Raw genomic sequence first — 16,051 nt, forward strand, 5'->3', positions numbered from 1 at the left:
GGGCGATTAGCTCAGCTGGTTCAGAGCACCTCGTTTACACCGAGGGGGTCGGGGGTTCGAACCCCTCATCGCCCACAGAATTTAAAAAACTCCAAAGTCTTATGATTTTGGAGTTTTTTTTTAATTGCTATTAAATCTGCTAAGACATCCTATTTATGTATTTCTTGCAGAAATTAATTTTAGTATAAAGTTTAAATTAAAATAAAACCATTTTCATATTGTGGCAGAATGATGCCCTTTATTTTATATGATTTCTTTATAATCGTGATCTATTATTTTTCTAAAATTGAATACATTAGAAAAATATTCTTTCTCTTTATCTTCTAAGATCAACAGACCGTTAAAATAGGTTACTTCAAATCGATTGCTTTGTAAAACTAAATGTTTTAATCTATGATTATAATCTAATTCTTTTTGAATGGCGTTAACAATATCTAATGATTCTTTTTCTTCAATTTTAAACCATTTGTTGATATTCATTCGTTTGCCTACAAAAGCCTCTTCAATACCGTCATTTTTTCTTTTAAATAAATCCAAACAAAAATGATACACAGCTTCTTCTGGTATTAAAAGCGTTTTTTCTTCTAAATGAAAATTGTATGTAATTCTAAAACTAACGTCATTTTCAAGCTGAACTCTAATTTTATTTATTTCATTAATAAAAATAACTGAGTTTGAGAAAGCATCAAATTTAAGATTGTAATTTTCTGACAAAATCTTCAAGTTCTCTATAATTGTTTTAGTCATTAAAAACAGATTTAATTTTTATTTATTTTTTATGCTAATGTAATAAAACCACGATAATTTAGAATTTAAATATTTGCAGGTCTTTAAAAAAATCAATAAATTACATCCAATCAAAATTAAAATTATGCAACAGCAAAAAGACTGGTCAATAGATGAAATTCAGAATGTTTGGCAACTGGTTTCAAAACTTCATGATGGACAAAAATATGGCGGATTTAACGAAGGTGAAAAAGTAGAATATCTTAATCATATTGGAGGTGTTGTTTTTGAGATTTTAAATGCTATCAGATATACCGAAAACATGAATGCCGATTTAGCCATTAAATGCGCTATGCTTCATGATACAATTGAAGACACCGAAATGAAATACGAAAAAGTAATTGACTTGTTTGGCAGTGAAGTTGCGTCTGGAGTTCTTGCTTTAACGAAAAATGATAAAATCGAAGATTCGTCTGAAAAAATGACGGATAGTCTAAGAAGAATCAAACAACAGCCTGTAGAAGTTTGGGCAGTAAAAATGGCCGACAGAATCTCAAACCTTTACGAACCACCTTTTTATTGGAATGATGATAAAAAGCTGAAATACATTGCAGAGGCAGAAATTATTCATGGTGAACTGAAAGAAGGAAACGAATATTTGGCAAATAGATTGAAACTTAAAATAAAAGAGTATCATAGGTTTCTTAGCGCAAACCAATTAGTATAGAAGAAACTCCTCAAGAAATTGGGGAGTTTCTTCTATACTAATTTAAAAGACATTAAATCAATAATTTTCCTATTTCCAAAACTCAAACCATTTCTTTGATTTTGTTTCATCAGATAGTACATTCTTTTTCTTTAAGCTTGGTTCTTCGACTTTTATAATCGGCTCTTCATTTTTTAGATTTTGTTCTTCAACTTTAACCTTTGTGTTGTTTTGGCTGTTTTCAATCTGGAATGTAATTGGCCTTGAAATAGATTCTACTTCTGTACTAAAGGTAAGTTCATATTTTGTAATACCACTATTCTTAACTATTTGGGCAGCAATTTCATTATCTGGGAGTACGTCTCTAAGTTGAAACACACATTTCGTCTTTTCATTTTGAGAAAAACCTTCAAAATTTTCTTTAATAAAACTAAGAATATAAGAAGTGTGTTGTTCATGCATCGCTAAATAAACCAAAAAAGAAAGTGCGCATCCACCTTCAATTTCGTCCTTACTATACACTTTACTTGCAGTATAATGAAGATTCTTGTTTGTAAATAACTTACCAATTGAAATACACAATTGAGAAGTCATTGGTAATGGATCTTCATTAGTCGATAAAAAACTTTGAGAATAAATAAATATTTCTGTAACCTGATTTAGATCTTCATTTTTAAATCTTTCACGTAGATTTCCTAAAATTTCACCTAAATCTAATTCTTCATTATTGTTTTCTACAATTTTAGCTGTTTCAAATATATCATTATATAAAACATTGTTTATGTTTCCAATTGCATTCGAGTGTTGCTGTTCTAGAATTTCTTGAAACCCTTCAAAAGGACTTTTCTTATTTTCTTCCATATGTTTTCTTTTAGCTAATATTTAAATTTTCTTTAGTCAATCTATCCAATTCTTTCAGCAAAGTAGGCATTCTAAACTTTCCAGCCATACTTTCTACTTTTTTATAAGCGTCATCCAAATCAATTCCGATAGAAGTAATATAAAGCGGTTTTTTGCTATCGCCTCTATAAAGCGCTTTTTTATTCTTTTCTATAGAAGCAAAATTAGTTTTGGCAACACCAATAATCGGAATTTCTTTATTTAGTTTTTCGTATAAATAACCGCCTAAACCGTATTTGTTTTCATCATTTAAATACACAAATCCGTCCACAACAATAGTTTCAATTGTAGATAAATCAATTTGCTTTAATAAACTCAGAATACAAGGCAATTCTCTTTTGTAAAATTCTCCAGGAATATATTCCGCAACATTTTCTATGGTCTCAGAATGGATTTTAAAGTTTTTGTCTTCGTCCCATTCTGCAAATTCAAGGCAGATTGTTTTTGCTTTTTGGTCAAAATAATAAGTGTCGAAAGCTAAGATCATGAGGCTGTGAAAAATTTTTATTTTTGCTAATTTAGAAAAACCTTACAAAGTATCTTCGTAGCAGAAGTATTTAATTTTTAAAATTTTGAAGTCAAATCGCAAAACTTTAAAATTCAGGTTTTTGAAAAACTCATAAATAGATGTAGTTTAGCTAAAATTTTCAGAAACATTCCTCAAAAAGTATTTCAAATGAAATGGATTACCAGAGAACGACCAAAAATTGACCGAATTGCTTGCCCATGGCTCATACGAAAATTTGTTGACCGAGAAGCTGAATTCATTTATGTTCCTTTTAATGATGTCTTAACAAAGGCAAAAGAGCTTGACGCCATTCCATTTGATATTCCAGAGGTTGAGTTTACGCATTACAATGAGGAATGTACTTTTGATTATATTGTCAAGAAATATGAAATCAAGGATCCTGCAGTTAAAATTATCGCAGGAATTGTGCGTGGAGCAGATACCGACAGACACGAAATTGCCAAAGAATCGGCTGGACTTTGGGCCATTTCGGCTGGATTGGCTCATAATATTAAAGACGATTATGAGCTTCTTGAAACGGGAATGATTTTGTATGACGCTTTATATAGCTGGGCAACACATTTGTATCAGCAAAACCATTTGCAGAATAGTCCATTTGAGAAACTGCTGCATGAGGTTTACAATAAGTTTCTAAAAGATAAAAAATCTGCAGGCAAGACGCCTTCTTGGGTAAAGGATTTAAAAAATATCATTCAGGATCAGATTGATGCTCAGTTTACTTTTGATTTAAAGAAAATCTCAAACGAATTAGATTTAAATCCGTCTTATCTATCTCGAGAATTTTCAAAGCATTTTGAGGATTTAAATTTTGGCGATTATGTTAGAAAACTTCGCATTGAAAAAGCCATCCATCTTATTGAAAACTCGTCTCATAATCTAACAGAAATAGCTTACATGACAGGCTTTTCAGACCAAAGCCATTTTACTCGAATTTTCAAGCTCCATACAGGAAAAAATCCTTCCTCTTATAGAAAAAAGGCAAAAAAGTAAACCAGATACAAAAGGTAAATTGAGTTCTATTTTTTAAAAGGGAACATTTTTAGTTTTGTTAGACTAATCAAAACTAGAAACAATGTCATTGAAGCACACTTTCTTTTTTGCTGTATTGCTTGCAGGTTTTACAGCTTTTTCTCAAACCACGTATCCAAAAATAACGGGATATTTTGGTATAATGCATCCAATAGTTACTATTAACAAAGACGAAACTACAGTAAATTTTAGAGATTATTATGCTGTTGGTTTCCCTACAGGTATTAATATCTGGAAAAACGAAAAAATCGGATTCTCTTTTGAAGTTGTTCCCAATATAAAAGACGATCAGGGCACAAGTAAAGTAACCAATTTGCTATTTCATCCCGGAGTTTTAGTTGCTCTAGGAAAAGGTTACACTTTTGCAGGTAGAGCCGCTTTTGAAAGTAGCGGAAGATATGGTTTTACACCCGTTTTTAATAAAACAATAATTAAAAGCAGCAGTTGCAGTTACTATGTTGCTGTTCCGCTGCCTGTTCGATTTGGAAATGACCATCCTGCCAGTTTTACCGTAGGTTTCCAGTTTGGAATTGCTTTTTAAAACAATTTAAAGAAACCAAGTTTTCCCAAATTAATTGCTTAATTTAGTTATCTATAAAAACTAAGCTTATGAAAACTAAAATGATATGGGGCAACTTGGTTTCTCACGATTTAGAAAAAACAATTCAATTCTATACCAATTTGGGTTTCAAGCAAAACGGGCAAGAAACGAAAGAATTGGTAAGTTTTGTTTTTGGAGAAAATGATTTTGTAATTAACTTTTTCGCTCCCAAAAGATTAGAAGATGCTATTAAAGGAAAACTTGTAAATGCCAATAACGAAAATGAAATTATATTTTCTTTGTCGGCAAATAGTGTAGAAGAAGTAGATCTTTGGTACAAAAAAATAAAAGAAATAGGCGGAACCATTTTCTCAGAACCAGAGAATTTTGAAGTTGGCTACACTTTTGGTTTTTCAGATCCAGACGGACATAAGTTTAATTTTCTGTACTGGCCAGGAATGTAATTTGATTCGAAACATTTAATTTGAAAAAACAAAATAATGCAAATAATAGAACACACGTTTGGAGAGTTTCTTATTACAACAGATAAATCTAAACTTGACATTGCAGCAATACATGATTTTCTATCTAAAGATTCAGGTTGGAGCGATAATATTCCGTTAGAAAAAGTAAAAATCTCAATTGATAATTCGTTAAATTTCGGACTTTTTCATGGAGAAAAACAAATTGGTTTTGCTCGAATCATATCTGATTTTTCGACTATTGCCTATTTAGGAGATGTTTATATTTTGGATAATTACCGCGGAAAAGGACTTTCTAAAGAAATGATGGATTGCATTATGTCACATCCTAATTTACAAGGCTTAAGGCGATGGATTTTATTAACTTCTACTGCAGAATGGCTGTATAAAAAATATGGTTTCAAACATGTCCCAAATCCAGAAGTTTACATGGAACTTTACAATCCGAATGTCTATAAAAATGTTTAGGAAGTTTAATTCTTTTTTGCCATATGGCAAATTTTCAATAAAAACTTATGCCTAACTTTCGGACATGAAAGAATTAGTGAATTATATATTACAGTTTGGCAATTTAAATCAGCAGCAAATTGATTTAATTGCCTCAAAAGCCCAAGAAAGAGAAATTCGTAAAGAGCATTATTTTGCAGAAGCTGGAAAAGTTGCTGTTGAAGTCGGTTTTATTATAGACGGAATTATGCGTGTTTGCTATTACGATAATAAAGGCGAAGAAATTACAAAATATTTCATCGAAGAAAATAATCTAGTCGTAGATTTAGAAAGTTTTGATAATGAAATTTGTTCATCTTGTTATGTTCAAGCCGTTACAAATTGTAAAATAATTGTGTTTTCAAAGAAAGACTGGCAAGAACTATTGGATACTATTATTGGCTGGGACACTATTGTTCATAAAATCATTTCTAAGGCTTTGATTCAAAAAGTTGCCAGAAGAAGTCCTTTGGTTGCTGAAGATGCTACTACTCGTTATTTGTCTTTTATGAAAATGTTCCCAAATGTCATTAATCGAGTGCCGCTTTCGTATTTGGCTTCTTATCTCGGAATCACACAATCTTCTTTAAGCAGAATTAGAAAAAACATCCGTTAAAATCGCTTTTTGTCATATGGCAAATGTTTTTGTTTTTTATAGACTGAACTTTGCTTCAGATAATTTTAAAAAGATAAAAAATGAAAACAGCACTTATTACAGGCGCAAATAGAAGCATCGGTTTAGAAATAGCCAAACAGCTTTCAGAAAAAGGATTATTTGTTTATTTAGGAACACGTGATCTTGCGAAAGGTGAAGAGGCAGTAAAAGAATTGAACGCAAAAGGATTTCAAAACATTCAAGCCATACAAATTGACGTTACAAATGCAGAAAGTGTTTTAGCAGCAAAAAATAAAGTAGAAGAAGAAAAAGGCAAACTCGATATTCTGATTAATAACGCTGGGATTTTAGGCAATGTTCCGCAAGATCCTTCTACAACTTCTATAGAAAACATTCAGAAAGTTTTTGATACGAATTTCTTCGGAGTGATTACCGTTACGCAGACTTTTCTTGACTTATTAAAAAAATCTGAAAGTCCGAGAATTAGCAATATTACATCTGGACTTGGTTCACTAACTTTACACAGCGACCCAAGTTGGAAATATTATGCTATAAAAGCCATTTCGTATGTTTCTTCCAAAACCGCTTTAAACGCCTTTACTGTAACTTTAGCTTATGAATTAAAGGATCTTCCATTCAAAATAAATTCAATCGATCCGGGTTATACTGCAACCGATTTTAATAACCACAATGGCCCTGGAAGTGTCGAAAGCGCTGCAAGTTTCATTATAAAGCATACTTTAGTTGATGAAAACGGACCAACAGGAAAATTCTTTAGTAATGATATTGAAGATAAAAGCGAGGAAAGCCCTTGGTAAAAATAGAAAGACCTTTTAAAATCTTATATTTTGGAAGGTTTTGGCATTAAAATAACAGTTCATTTTGCAGAAAAAAGGTAAATTTAGCCCTTTATTAATTTTAAGAGCAAATACATGTCCATAACAACGGAAGCAGAATTAGCAGGAATGAAAAAAGCGAGTGAAGCAGTCGCTTTTACTTTAAAAGAAATGAGGAAATTTGCCCAACCTGGAATGTCTACAAAAAAATTAGACGATTACGGCGGACAAATTTTGAATGATTTGGGAGCGAAATCTGCGCCATATCTAACTTACGGCTTCCCTGGTTGGACTTGTATCAGCGTTGATAATGAATTTTGCCACGGAATTCCTTCTGAAAAAAGAATTTTAAAAGAAGGCGATTTAATTAATATCGACGTTTCGGCTGAACTGGACGGATTCTGGTCGGATAATGGAGGTTCTTTTGTAATTGGAAATGATGTTAATGAACACCAAAAACTGATTGAGGCTTCTAAGGATATTTTACATAAAGCCATTCACAGTATAAAAGGTGGAGTTCGCATTTCTGATATTGGATTTTTAATTGAAACTGAAGCAAAAAAACGTGGTTATAAAGTAATTAAAAACCTAACCGGACACGGAGTAGGGAGAAGCCTTCATGAAGCACCGCATGAAATTGCCAATTATAGAGATCGTTTTAATCAGACGAGATTTAAGAAGAATTCTGTTGTGGCAATTGAAACTTTCATCTCAACCACTTCTACTTATGCCGAAACGCAAAAAGATGGCTGGACAATGGTTGGAAACAAAGGAGGATTTATGGCGCAACACGAACACACAATTGTAGTGACAGAAGGAAAGCCAATTATTTTAACGGAAATGAATGAAATTTGGAATTAAAAAATCTAAATAAAAGAAAACTCCATTAGCAATAATGGAGTTTTTATTTTCAGCCCCACTAACCATCAACCATCAACCATTAATAATTACTTAAGCAGGTTCCCAAAGTTCTATTTTATTGCCTTCAGCGTCCATAATATGAACAAACTTACCGTAATCGTAGGTTGCGATATCGTCGAGAATGGTAACTCCATTAGCTTTTAGTTTTTCTAAAAGACCTTCAATATTTTGAACGCGATAATTAATCATGAACTCCTTTTTTGATGGAGAAAAATATTCATCTCCTTTCTTAAAAGGACACCATTGCGTTGATTCAATCTGTTCTGGTTTTTCCAAATTTCTGGATTCAAAACTAGCAGAACCCCAATCATTAATTTCTAATCCTAGATTTTTTGCGTACCAGTCTTTCGTTTCTTTTGGATTGTCTAGAAAAAAGAAAATACCACCGATTCCTGTCACTTTTGGTGTCGTATCACTTGAATTGTTTTCATTTATTGAGTTTTCCATATTTTCCCATTTTATTTTCTATAACTAAGGTAGATTATTTTTTTACATTATCTAATTTTACGTTGCTCAAAATATTTATTAATTTAAAATCAAATAAATGAGATACAATGTTTTATTCGCATTTTTTGTTTTACTGATTAGTTGTACCAATAAATCACTTAAAAACGGAAACTCTATTTCTTCAAAATCTATACATTCAGAAAAAATAAAAAGTCCATTAGAATCTAAACCAACTCAAAAAATGGAAACTGTAACAAAAAATGAAACGTTTGTCGACAGTATTAAAATTGCAGAAGCAAAAAAGTATAAAATTGAAATATCTCAGACTACAATAGACTCTATCACCAATGTTTCATTCAGTCTCTTTCTGAAAAAAAATGGCAAATGGAACAAAATTCAAAATTATTCTTTAAAGAAAGAAAGTGATATTCCTTTGCTTACAGAGATCAAAGATTTTAATAATGATGGATTAAATGATTTTACAATTCATTATTCTACAGCAGGACGAGGGGCAAATGATCTTAGAAAATTATTTGTTTTTTCTAAGAAACAAGATAAATTTATCGAAATAAAGAACTCTGATCTATATCCTAATATTCAGTATAATAAAAGGCTAAATTGTATAGATGCCTTAAGTGTATACGCAGGCACAACTACAACTTTTTTAAAGCTTAGAAACGATCAATTGGTTGAATTTGCGAGGGTAGATATTTTGGATGGCAATATTGATGTTTATAGAATTGAAAATAACGAGGAAATAAAACTTAGATCTGAAGCGTATTCGGGTACAAATGATGAAATGATTAGATTTGCCAATTACGACCCGCTTGAAGAATATTAATAAAGAGATAGTTTAGCGAATTAAAAGTAAAAAAATGAAAACGGAAAGAATTTATAAACTACTATTTTCTAGCGTATATCCATTATACATTCAAAAAGTCGAAAAAAAGGGACGAACGAAAGAAGAACTAGATATCGTAATTAAATGGCTAACAGGTTATTCTAACGAACAGCTTAAAGAACAAATTGAAAAAAAAGTAGATTTTGAAACTTTCTTTGCAGAAGCTCCAGAACTAAATCCGAATGCTTCTAAAATTACGGGAGTTATCTGCGGTTATAGAGTAGAGGAGATTGAAGATCCATTAATTCAAAAAATGCGATATCTTGACAAGCTAATTGATGAAATTGCCAAAGGAAAAAAGATGGAAAAAATTCTCAGAGAATAAAAAAGGCCTTCAAATTGTTTGAAGACCTTGCTTTTTAAACTCTCAATAAACCTCGAAAGCCTCGTGCTGCATAATAAGAATCGGCACCATTATGATAGACAAAAACGGTATTATATCTGAAATCTGAGAAGATTGCACCGCCTAATTTTCGTATTTCTGGCGGAGTTAAAATCCAGCTCGAAGTTTTGGCATCAAACTTTCCTAGCTTATGCAACTCTTTATATTGTTCTTCGTTTAAGATCTCAATTCCCATTTCTTGCGCCATATTTATAGCACTGTCGGCTGGTTTGTGTTCTTTTCTTTTTTCAAGCGCTTCATGATCGTAGCAAATGCTTCTTCGCCCTTTTGGACTTTCAGTAGAGCAGTCTACAAAAAGATATTCGTCCGTTTTTTTGTCATAGCCCACAACATCAGGTTCGCCTTCAGTTCGCTCCATTTGCTCTAGAGACCATAATTTTTCTGGATTTGCCTTTAATTTAGCTTCAATTTTGGCCCAATCCAGATCTTCATGTCGGTTTTTGTTTTTCTCAAAACGTTTTTCAAGAATGCTTAATAATTCTTCTTGCTCGTTTGCTGTCAGTTGCTTTTTCATGATTTTGTCGTTTAATTTGAACTGCATTTTCTGCTTTCTGGTCTGAAATACCAAGAAACTATCGTTAAAACAATTAATAATATCGGTCCGAAAAGCGTAGAAGCATCTTCTTTCATAGCCAAATGAGAAACTACGGCACCAGACATGGCAAAAAAGAAACCTGCATAAGCCCATTCTTTCAATAAACCAAATTTAGGAATCAAAATGGCGATAACACCAAGAAGCTTCCAAACTCCCAAAAGTGTTAGCAAATAAAGCGGATAACCCAAATGCTGTATCATTTCGGCTTCTTCTTTCAATGGTATAAGCTGCACAATTCCTGTTGATGTCATTCCTAAAGCCAGCCAAAGCGTGGCAATCCAATAGATAATTTTGTTGCGTTTTGTCATGATTTCTTTATTTTAGTTTAGATGCAATTTCTTCTAGTCTGTTGTGCGCCATATTTAAGCCTTGAGCAAAAGGAAGTTTTAATTGCGTAGTTCTGTGCTCAATTGATTTATAAATAATCTGCATCGTTAATTTACTGGTTTCATCTGTTAGTTTTTCGAACTCTAAAAACTCCAATTGAGGAGCAAAATTGACATTATCCATTTCAAAAGTGCGCACTATTTTTTGGTTCGGAACAAAATCATGAATAACACCATTGGCTCTAAAAACCACATTTCCGTTAGGATCACTGGTTTCATATTCCCAACCGCCATGTTTTTTGCTTTCAAGTTTCAAGACTTTAGTTCCCATCCATTGTTCTACAATTTCAGATTCGGTGTGTGCCTTAAATAGAAGTTCTACGGGTAGGTCAAATTCTCTTGTAATTATGAGGTCGTACCTGTTATCTTCAGCGTGAATTTTGGTTTTCTTTTCCATGGTTTATTTTTTATAATTTTTCATAATTGATTCTAACTTATTAAAACGATCATCCCACATTTTTCTAAAAGGTTCGATGAATTTGTCAATTTCTTTCATTTTTTCTGGGTTTAAATGATAATAAATTTCTCTTCCGTTCTGTGTTTGATGCAATAATTCGCATTCGTTTAGAATTTGAATATGTTTTGAAATCGTCTGTCTTGACGAATTAAAATTCTCGGCAATTGCCCCGGGAGTCATAGCCTGAATGGCAACTAAACTTAAAATAGCTCTTCGAGTAGGATCGGCTATTGCTTGAAAAACGTCTCTTCTAATTTCCATTATGCAGTTATTTGACTGCAAATATAACGAAGTCATTTGACTGCGCAATATTTTTTTTCATTTTTTTTTCAAAAAGAAAACCTTCAAACTTTTAAATTTGAAGGTTTTACGTTTAGTTTTATTTAATTAACTCGTTGCGTGAATAAAAAAAACTAGCTTAAACACATAGAATCATAGATTATATTACCTCTGCTTAAGAGTATAGAAAAAGCAAGCTTTAACACATAGTTCTATGTGTGATATTTTAAGTGAAACGCCTTTATTAACCCCTAAAAGCTATGTTTCTATGTGTTAAAAGGTCTCATTTAACGGGTTTAATTAATCCAATCCGGCAAACTGAAATGGCTTAGTTTCCTTGAAGTTTATCAATGATTCACCCGAATAATTTTCATTATTTGCCAAACTCAATTTCTTGATTTTTCCTTTTTCGCTAAAATCAATTTTACTGAATTCAACCCAAATCACATTCGGATTTAATACATTATCAAAATAATAAACTAAGTTTTTTTGGTCGGCAACCGTTCTCCAGCGAGTAGAGGAGATGTTTGGTTCGGTTTCAGACGAAATTCCAAGAGGAACAGAACAATTTCTAATCACTCCAAATACACTTGCCAAAGCTGTTCTGGTATTGTCTGTTTTTGGAATAGCGTCAATATAATAAGAAGCTCGTACGAAGCGATCTGCTGCACGATTGGTTCCTGGAAGCATAATTGTACCCGGAATTCCTTTCCAATAGGCATTAATCGCTAATTGCTGGTCAAAAATCGGAGAATTGGTCATTGCAACATATTTTCTGTCGTGATGAATAACCAGTTTGCCATTTATATATTCGAAAATGGCATTATCGCCACTGGCATCAGAAATAGATAGATGAACAGTCGCAAAAATATTCGTTCCCGGGATATGCGAAGAAGTAATTACAAAATCATTCTTTCCTAATGCTGACACCGTTTCTGCAACTGTCGAAAAATTATCCAAAACATACTGAAGCCATAAAGAAACAGCCAAACCTTTCACTTTTCCGTTCTTTTCAAAAGCAGGGTATTGAGATTCTACGAGCCATAAAAGATTGCCCACAAGTCCTTTTTCGTTCATTCCGTCAGAAGAAGCAATGTCCCACGAACTTGTAATAACGCTTCCGTATTTGGATTTCCATTTAATCGAACTGGTTCCAACTTCTCCAGCTCTTTCAATTCCGCGAGGAAAAATCCACAAGTTGGCAGGAATTTCACCCTTCCAATCCATAGAGCGAGCAGTAATTATGGTTCCGTTTAAACCTTCGTAAACGACTCTTGTGCAAGGAAGAACGGTTTCGGTTATTAATAAAGTAAAAGCAAGTAGGGCAGGAAGAATTCTGTTTTGTGGTTTCATAAAATTTCAAATTTTAATTATACGTAACAATCGAATTTATCAGTTTTTACTGCAATTTACGAAATTTTTAATTTAAAATTCTGAATATCAAACCTGTACTAAAAGAAAAGCCCCGAAAATATTTCAGCGCTAGTTATTTCTGTTTTAAAGCAAAATGCTTTTTTCGATATTAATTTGTTCCAAAAACGATTGATCGTGCGAAATCACAATTAAAGTGCCTTGATATTCATTGATTGCCGCTGTCAGGATTTCGATATTCTGAATATCCAGATTGTTTGTAGGTTCGTCTAAGATTATAATCTCAGGCGATTCGTTGCTAATAGTAAGACAACACAGCATTAATCGCATTCTCTCACCTCCGCTTAGCGCACTGCAAGGTTTATCCCAATCGTTTTTAGAAAATAAAAAACGATTCAATCTCATTTTTATGTCATGCTCCTCTAAACCGCAATCGTTGAAAACTTGAGCCTGTTCGTAAATTTTAAGATCTTGATTCAATAAAGAATAATCCTGATCGATATAAATTGCTTTTTTAGCTAGAGATGTAATCTGTCCTTTCGTTGGACTCAACTCTCCGAGAATGATTTTGATTAAAGTTGTTTTTCCAGAACCATTTAATCCCTTTATAACCAGACGATCGCCAGATAGAACTTCAAAACTAAGATCGTCTCTCCAAAGCTCTTTCTCTCCATAATTATAATTGATTTCTAAAGCTTTAAAAAGAACCTTGCCTTTAAGGACAGAAGTAGCATTAAAACCAAATTTCATCTGATCTATTGCTGGAAGCGACGAACGCAACTGTCTTAAATCTTCTGAAATACCGCTTATTTTTTCGGCATGAACATCTTTAAGTTTCGAGCTGCTGTTCTCCGCTTTATTTCTCAGCGTATTCATCATAATCCTAGCAACACCTGATTTCTCCTGTTTCTTTTTGCCTCTCGAATCCAGTTTATTCTGGCGTTCTATACTTTCTCGTTCCTTTTCTTTGGCTTTTTTCAATGCTTTTTCTTTACTCTGAACATCTTGTTCTAAAGCATTGTTTTCTACTTTTTTCTGTACGTTGTAAAAATCATAACCGCCGCCATAGACCGAAATTTCATTTTTAGTCATTTCTAAAGTCTTATTCAAAATATTAAGCAGTGTTCTGTCATGGCTGACAACTAAAAGCGTACTCGATGTAGATTTTATGAAATCGTATAATAAAGTTCTTCCAGCAAAATCCAGATGATTGCTAGGTTCGTCTAACAAAACCAAATCGGATTCGTGAATCATGATTCCTGCTAGAAAGACCTTCGTTTTTTGTCCGCCGCTTAGAGTTTCCATTTTTTGGTTTAGATCTAAATCGTGCAACTGCCAGTAAGACAACGCTTCATTGCAACGGTCTTCTATTGTCCAATCGTCATCAAGCAATTGAAGATTTTCTTCGGTTACAACACCTTCAAGTATTTCTTTAAGTGATGCTACTTTTTCCTTTATACGTAAAGCTTCAGCAATGGTCAATCCATTAAACTGTCCAAATAATTGCGGAACAAAATAAGGTTTTGAATTCTGAATAATCTGTCCTGAAAAAGGCTGCAGTTCGCCAGCAATAATTTTTAAAAGTGTAGATTTCCCCACACCATTATTTCCGACCAAAGCGGTTTTGTCGTGATTGTTTAGCGTAAAGCTAATGTTTTGAAACAGCATGTCTTTGTTCTCATGCTGATAAGAGATATTTTGAAGAATAAGCATAATTCCTTTCTTTTATAGATAAATATTCTAGCAGCCACAAACTTGCGGTTGCCACTAAATTTTCCTGAAAGAAATTATTTTTCACATAGAGCGATGCTTATTTAAGAAGTGCAAAGATATTTATTTTAGTTTTAAAAATCAAAAAACCATTCTAACGATTGTTAAGAATGGTTTTTTAACATTGAATTACGTTGTAACTCTATATTTTAAATTTTACTAAATGTTAGTTTGGCTTCTTTGGTATCTAGAATTAATGTATCGTCTGTGATGGTACTTTCACAAACATAAGGTGTTCCAACTTCGTCTTTAATAACAAGTTTTTTACCTTTTTGCGTTAACGCGTATGTTCCGTCTGTAATTTCACGAAGTAGATATCCGGTCACATGCCCATCTTCTGTAAAGGTAAGCATTCCATTGGCCAAAATCGCGCTTTTTGTAGAATCAGAAACAGATTCTTTTGGTTCTACGGCAGTAACTTTCCATGAATTCACAAGCTTGTCTCTTTTAAGATGGCATGAAACTATTACGACAGCAATTGCAATTACGAGGGTAAATAATTTAAAGTTTTTCATGATTTTGTGATTAAAAGTTAAACAGTAAAAAGTTACAAAAAAAAACGACATTAAAATACTCGTAGTCAAATATTTATAAAGATTTTTCTTTACTTCTTAAATTGTGTTGCTTTTAATACAGAAAGCCTTTGTTTTTGGGACTTCAACTGATAACCAGTTGTTTAAAAATTGACGTTAAACGTAATTAAAACACATCTAACAGACTTCCTAAACTAGATTAATTTAGAGTTAAAGCTCCTAAAATTTCTTCGTACATAAACGGACCTCCAGGATAAGTTGCCGTATAATCCAGATTCATCCAAACTTGGCCACGTTCGTCTATATGGTAATGCAGTTTTTTGCCGTAGCTTTCTTTTACAAAGAGAACATTTTTAATCAAATAATTGACTTTTTCCAGATCGATCATTGAACCAATCAAAATTTCAGGATAAATATGGCCTTTGGTATGAATAAGGCGGGGAGTTCCGCCAATTGAGCGCACGGCAGCTGCCATTAAAATAGAGTGATCATCGCAATCGCCTGAGAAATACTCAAGAGATTCGCTGGCGGTTGCGATATAATCACCTTCTTTTGGATCGTTTACGTAATTCCATCTGCTATTTATTTCTTTAAAAACAGCAAAACACTGAATTATTGTACGATAATCTGAATAACCTCTAATGCCCTTAAAGTGTTTTGTAGTTGCCATAATAGCAAAGTTTCGCACTTTAGGATTTTGGTATTCTATTGCATTTATAATCTTTGACTTATTAGGAAACGGAAGCAGTTTGGCTACAATAATATCTTGAGGATACGGATTGTCTGACATGGTATAAATCATAGAATTGTAATCTTCTGAGATTTCGCTAAAGCCATAATTTCCAATTACCGACCCGTAAAACAGAATTAATAAATAAACTGCAACACATAGAATAATTATAGTTCTAAGGTACATCAGAACGAAAAAAATTGTGGCAAAAACAAAAATAAAGATGAATACGCGATCCAGATTGAATGGCCATTCTAAATCGATTAAATTTTGATGCAATATGATGAAAATCGGTATAGTAATCAAAAGACTCAACAGCGAAATAATAATCCTGTCCCACGGCGATTTCACCTGAAGTTTGGATTTTAAATACGGTAAGTCAATTTTAGGGAACTTCATCATACGAA

The 16,051-nt window shown here is 32.7% G+C and carries 22 protein-coding genes and 1 tRNA gene; 11 read left to right on the forward strand and 12 right to left on the reverse strand.

Translation table 11 applies throughout. The annotated features are described in order from the left end of the window. Window positions 1-75, forward strand: a tRNA-Val gene (locus J7574_RS10735). A gap of 168 nt (window positions 76-243) precedes the next feature. On the opposite strand, the gene J7574_RS10740 is transcribed toward J7574_RS10735, so the two are convergent. Then, window positions 244-747 (reverse strand): hypothetical protein, encoded by a 504-nt coding sequence (locus J7574_RS10740; RefSeq protein ID WP_290967980.1) that lies wholly within the window; start codon window positions 745-747, stop codon window positions 244-246. 124 nt (window positions 748-871) lie between these two features. Between J7574_RS10740 and J7574_RS10745 the strand changes: the two genes are divergently transcribed. Further along, entirely contained in the window at window positions 872-1,453 is a 582-nt protein-coding gene (locus J7574_RS10745; RefSeq protein ID WP_290967982.1) for an HD domain-containing protein, read from the forward strand. 69 nt (window positions 1,454-1,522) lie between these two features. Here J7574_RS10745 and J7574_RS10750 read toward each other — a convergent pair whose 3' ends face one another. Then, window positions 1,523-2,293, reverse strand: a complete 771-nt coding sequence (locus J7574_RS10750) for a hypothetical protein (RefSeq protein WP_290967984.1) — start codon at window positions 2,291-2,293, stop codon at window positions 1,523-1,525. A gap of 10 nt (window positions 2,294-2,303) precedes the next feature. Beyond that, complete coding sequence (locus J7574_RS10755) at window positions 2,304-2,819, reverse strand: endonuclease V (protein WP_290967987.1); 516 nt, start codon at window positions 2,817-2,819, stop codon at window positions 2,304-2,306. Between the two features lie 189 nt (window positions 2,820-3,008). On the opposite strand from J7574_RS10755, the gene J7574_RS10760 reads away from it, so the two are divergent. The 7 genes from J7574_RS10760 to map all read left to right on the forward strand — a co-directional run bounded on the left by J7574_RS10760 (window position 3,009) and on the right by map (window position 7,712). Further along, window positions 3,009-3,851, forward strand: coding sequence for a chromate resistance protein ChrB domain-containing protein (locus J7574_RS10760; RefSeq protein ID WP_290967988.1), 843 nt, complete (start codon window positions 3,009-3,011; stop codon window positions 3,849-3,851). 82 nt (window positions 3,852-3,933) lie between these two features. Continuing rightward, window positions 3,934-4,431 (forward strand): hypothetical protein, encoded by a 498-nt coding sequence (locus tag J7574_RS10765; protein ID WP_290967991.1) that lies wholly within the window; start codon window positions 3,934-3,936, stop codon window positions 4,429-4,431. A 68-nt stretch (window positions 4,432-4,499) separates the two neighbouring features. Then, window positions 4,500-4,895: a VOC family protein gene (locus J7574_RS10770; RefSeq protein WP_290967993.1), complete on the forward strand. Its 396-nt coding sequence runs from the start codon at window positions 4,500-4,502 to the stop codon at window positions 4,893-4,895. A gap of 36 nt (window positions 4,896-4,931) precedes the next feature. Continuing rightward, the gene (locus J7574_RS10775) at window positions 4,932-5,381 is read left to right on the forward strand and encodes a GNAT family N-acetyltransferase (protein ID WP_290967996.1); all 450 of its coding nucleotides are present in this window, start codon (window positions 4,932-4,934) and stop codon (window positions 5,379-5,381) included. Between the two features lie 64 nt (window positions 5,382-5,445). Beyond that, window positions 5,446-6,015: a Crp/Fnr family transcriptional regulator gene (locus tag J7574_RS10780; RefSeq protein ID WP_290967998.1), complete on the forward strand. Its 570-nt coding sequence runs from the start codon at window positions 5,446-5,448 to the stop codon at window positions 6,013-6,015. A gap of 80 nt (window positions 6,016-6,095) precedes the next feature. After that, window positions 6,096-6,833: an SDR family oxidoreductase gene (locus J7574_RS10785; protein WP_290968001.1), complete on the forward strand. Its 738-nt coding sequence runs from the start codon at window positions 6,096-6,098 to the stop codon at window positions 6,831-6,833. 114 nt (window positions 6,834-6,947) lie between these two features. Continuing rightward, the gene (map, locus tag J7574_RS10790) at window positions 6,948-7,712 is read left to right on the forward strand and encodes a type I methionyl aminopeptidase (protein WP_290968005.1); all 765 of its coding nucleotides are present in this window, start codon (window positions 6,948-6,950) and stop codon (window positions 7,710-7,712) included. A 90-nt stretch (window positions 7,713-7,802) separates the two neighbouring features. Here the strand turns inward: map and J7574_RS10795 are convergent, their stop codons facing one another. Continuing rightward, window positions 7,803-8,219, reverse strand: coding sequence for a VOC family protein (locus J7574_RS10795; protein WP_290968008.1), 417 nt, complete (start codon window positions 8,217-8,219; stop codon window positions 7,803-7,805). 97 nt (window positions 8,220-8,316) lie between these two features. Here J7574_RS10795 and J7574_RS10800 point away from each other — a divergent pair, with 97 nt between their 5' ends. Continuing rightward, the gene (locus tag J7574_RS10800; RefSeq protein ID WP_290968010.1) at window positions 8,317-9,060 is read left to right on the forward strand and encodes a hypothetical protein; all 744 of its coding nucleotides are present in this window, start codon (window positions 8,317-8,319) and stop codon (window positions 9,058-9,060) included. Between the two features lie 34 nt (window positions 9,061-9,094). Further along, the gene (locus tag J7574_RS10805) at window positions 9,095-9,445 is read left to right on the forward strand and encodes a DUF2200 domain-containing protein (protein ID WP_290968013.1); all 351 of its coding nucleotides are present in this window, start codon (window positions 9,095-9,097) and stop codon (window positions 9,443-9,445) included. A 34-nt stretch (window positions 9,446-9,479) separates the two neighbouring features. Here J7574_RS10805 and J7574_RS10810 read toward each other — a convergent pair whose 3' ends face one another. The 8 genes from J7574_RS10810 to J7574_RS10845 all read right to left on the reverse strand — a co-directional run bounded on the left by J7574_RS10810 (window position 9,480) and on the right by J7574_RS10845 (window position 16,046). Further along, window positions 9,480-10,037 (reverse strand): DUF4256 domain-containing protein, encoded by a 558-nt coding sequence (locus J7574_RS10810; RefSeq protein WP_290968015.1) that lies wholly within the window; start codon window positions 10,035-10,037, stop codon window positions 9,480-9,482. 11 nt (window positions 10,038-10,048) lie between these two features. Further along, the gene (locus J7574_RS10815; RefSeq protein ID WP_290968017.1) at window positions 10,049-10,426 is read right to left on the reverse strand and encodes a DoxX family protein; all 378 of its coding nucleotides are present in this window, start codon (window positions 10,424-10,426) and stop codon (window positions 10,049-10,051) included. Between the two features lie 7 nt (window positions 10,427-10,433). Beyond that, a complete protein-coding gene (locus tag J7574_RS10820; protein ID WP_290968019.1) occupies window positions 10,434-10,901 on the reverse strand; it encodes an SRPBCC domain-containing protein in 468 nt (155 codons plus the stop codon). Between the two features lie 3 nt (window positions 10,902-10,904). Beyond that, window positions 10,905-11,222: a helix-turn-helix transcriptional regulator gene (locus J7574_RS10825; protein WP_008464153.1), complete on the reverse strand. Its 318-nt coding sequence runs from the start codon at window positions 11,220-11,222 to the stop codon at window positions 10,905-10,907. A 318-nt stretch (window positions 11,223-11,540) separates the two neighbouring features. Beyond that, window positions 11,541-12,593: a linear amide C-N hydrolase gene (locus J7574_RS10830; RefSeq protein ID WP_290968027.1), complete on the reverse strand. Its 1,053-nt coding sequence runs from the start codon at window positions 12,591-12,593 to the stop codon at window positions 11,541-11,543. A gap of 144 nt (window positions 12,594-12,737) precedes the next feature. Beyond that, window positions 12,738-14,324, reverse strand: a complete 1,587-nt coding sequence (abc-f, locus tag J7574_RS10835; protein WP_290968030.1) for a ribosomal protection-like ABC-F family protein — start codon at window positions 14,322-14,324, stop codon at window positions 12,738-12,740. Window positions 14,325-14,530: 206 nt separating this feature from the next. Continuing rightward, window positions 14,531-14,896 (reverse strand): hypothetical protein, encoded by a 366-nt coding sequence (locus J7574_RS10840; RefSeq protein WP_290968033.1) that lies wholly within the window; start codon window positions 14,894-14,896, stop codon window positions 14,531-14,533. A 217-nt stretch (window positions 14,897-15,113) separates the two neighbouring features. Next, window positions 15,114-16,046: a transglutaminase gene (locus J7574_RS10845; RefSeq protein ID WP_290968034.1), complete on the reverse strand. Its 933-nt coding sequence runs from the start codon at window positions 16,044-16,046 to the stop codon at window positions 15,114-15,116. Window positions 16,047-16,051: the final 5 nt, after the last annotated feature.

It is taken from the genome of Flavobacterium sp., assembly GCF_017744675.1.
GTDB lineage: Bacteria > Bacteroidota > Bacteroidia > Flavobacteriales > Flavobacteriaceae > Flavobacterium.

What these genes read in the sequence shown, in the direction of transcription:
- J7574_RS10755 (WP_290967987.1), bottom strand. Translation starts at nt 2,819, where the DNA reads ATGATCTTAGCTTTCGACACTTATTATTTTGACCAAAAAGCAAAAACA.
- J7574_RS10840 (WP_290968033.1), bottom strand. Translation starts at nt 14,896, where the DNA reads ATGAAAAACTTTAAATTATTTACCCTCGTAATTGCAATTGCTGTCGTA.
- J7574_RS10780 (WP_290967998.1), top strand. Translation starts at nt 5,446, where the DNA reads ATGAAAGAATTAGTGAATTATATATTACAGTTTGGCAATTTAAATCAG.
- J7574_RS10820 (WP_290968019.1), bottom strand. Translation starts at nt 10,901, where the DNA reads ATGGAAAAGAAAACCAAAATTCACGCTGAAGATAACAGGTACGACCTC.
- J7574_RS10800 (WP_290968010.1), top strand. Translation starts at nt 8,317, where the DNA reads ATGAGATACAATGTTTTATTCGCATTTTTTGTTTTACTGATTAGTTGT.
- J7574_RS10765 (WP_290967991.1), top strand. Translation starts at nt 3,934, where the DNA reads ATGTCATTGAAGCACACTTTCTTTTTTGCTGTATTGCTTGCAGGTTTT.
- J7574_RS10805 (WP_290968013.1), top strand. Translation starts at nt 9,095, where the DNA reads ATGAAAACGGAAAGAATTTATAAACTACTATTTTCTAGCGTATATCCA.
- J7574_RS10845 (WP_290968034.1), bottom strand. Translation starts at nt 16,046, where the DNA reads ATGATGAAGTTCCCTAAAATTGACTTACCGTATTTAAAATCCAAACTT.
- J7574_RS10795 (WP_290968008.1), bottom strand. Translation starts at nt 8,219, where the DNA reads ATGGAAAACTCAATAAATGAAAACAATTCAAGTGATACGACACCAAAA.
- J7574_RS10745 (WP_290967982.1), top strand. Translation starts at nt 872, where the DNA reads ATGCAACAGCAAAAAGACTGGTCAATAGATGAAATTCAGAATGTTTGG.
- abc-f (WP_290968030.1), bottom strand. Translation starts at nt 14,324, where the DNA reads ATGCTTATTCTTCAAAATATCTCTTATCAGCATGAGAACAAAGACATG.
- J7574_RS10770 (WP_290967993.1), top strand. Translation starts at nt 4,500, where the DNA reads ATGAAAACTAAAATGATATGGGGCAACTTGGTTTCTCACGATTTAGAA.
- J7574_RS10750 (WP_290967984.1), bottom strand. Translation starts at nt 2,293, where the DNA reads ATGGAAGAAAATAAGAAAAGTCCTTTTGAAGGGTTTCAAGAAATTCTA.
- J7574_RS10815 (WP_290968017.1), bottom strand. Translation starts at nt 10,426, where the DNA reads ATGACAAAACGCAACAAAATTATCTATTGGATTGCCACGCTTTGGCTG.
- J7574_RS10785 (WP_290968001.1), top strand. Translation starts at nt 6,096, where the DNA reads ATGAAAACAGCACTTATTACAGGCGCAAATAGAAGCATCGGTTTAGAA.
- J7574_RS10810 (WP_290968015.1), bottom strand. Translation starts at nt 10,037, where the DNA reads ATGAAAAAGCAACTGACAGCAAACGAGCAAGAAGAATTATTAAGCATT.
- map (WP_290968005.1), top strand. Translation starts at nt 6,948, where the DNA reads ATGTCCATAACAACGGAAGCAGAATTAGCAGGAATGAAAAAAGCGAGT.
- J7574_RS10825 (WP_008464153.1), bottom strand. Translation starts at nt 11,222, where the DNA reads ATGGAAATTAGAAGAGACGTTTTTCAAGCAATAGCCGATCCTACTCGA.
- J7574_RS10775 (WP_290967996.1), top strand. Translation starts at nt 4,932, where the DNA reads ATGCAAATAATAGAACACACGTTTGGAGAGTTTCTTATTACAACAGAT.
- J7574_RS10830 (WP_290968027.1), bottom strand. Translation starts at nt 12,593, where the DNA reads ATGAAACCACAAAACAGAATTCTTCCTGCCCTACTTGCTTTTACTTTA.
- J7574_RS10760 (WP_290967988.1), top strand. Translation starts at nt 3,009, where the DNA reads ATGAAATGGATTACCAGAGAACGACCAAAAATTGACCGAATTGCTTGC.
- J7574_RS10740 (WP_290967980.1), bottom strand. Translation starts at nt 747, where the DNA reads ATGACTAAAACAATTATAGAGAACTTGAAGATTTTGTCAGAAAATTAC.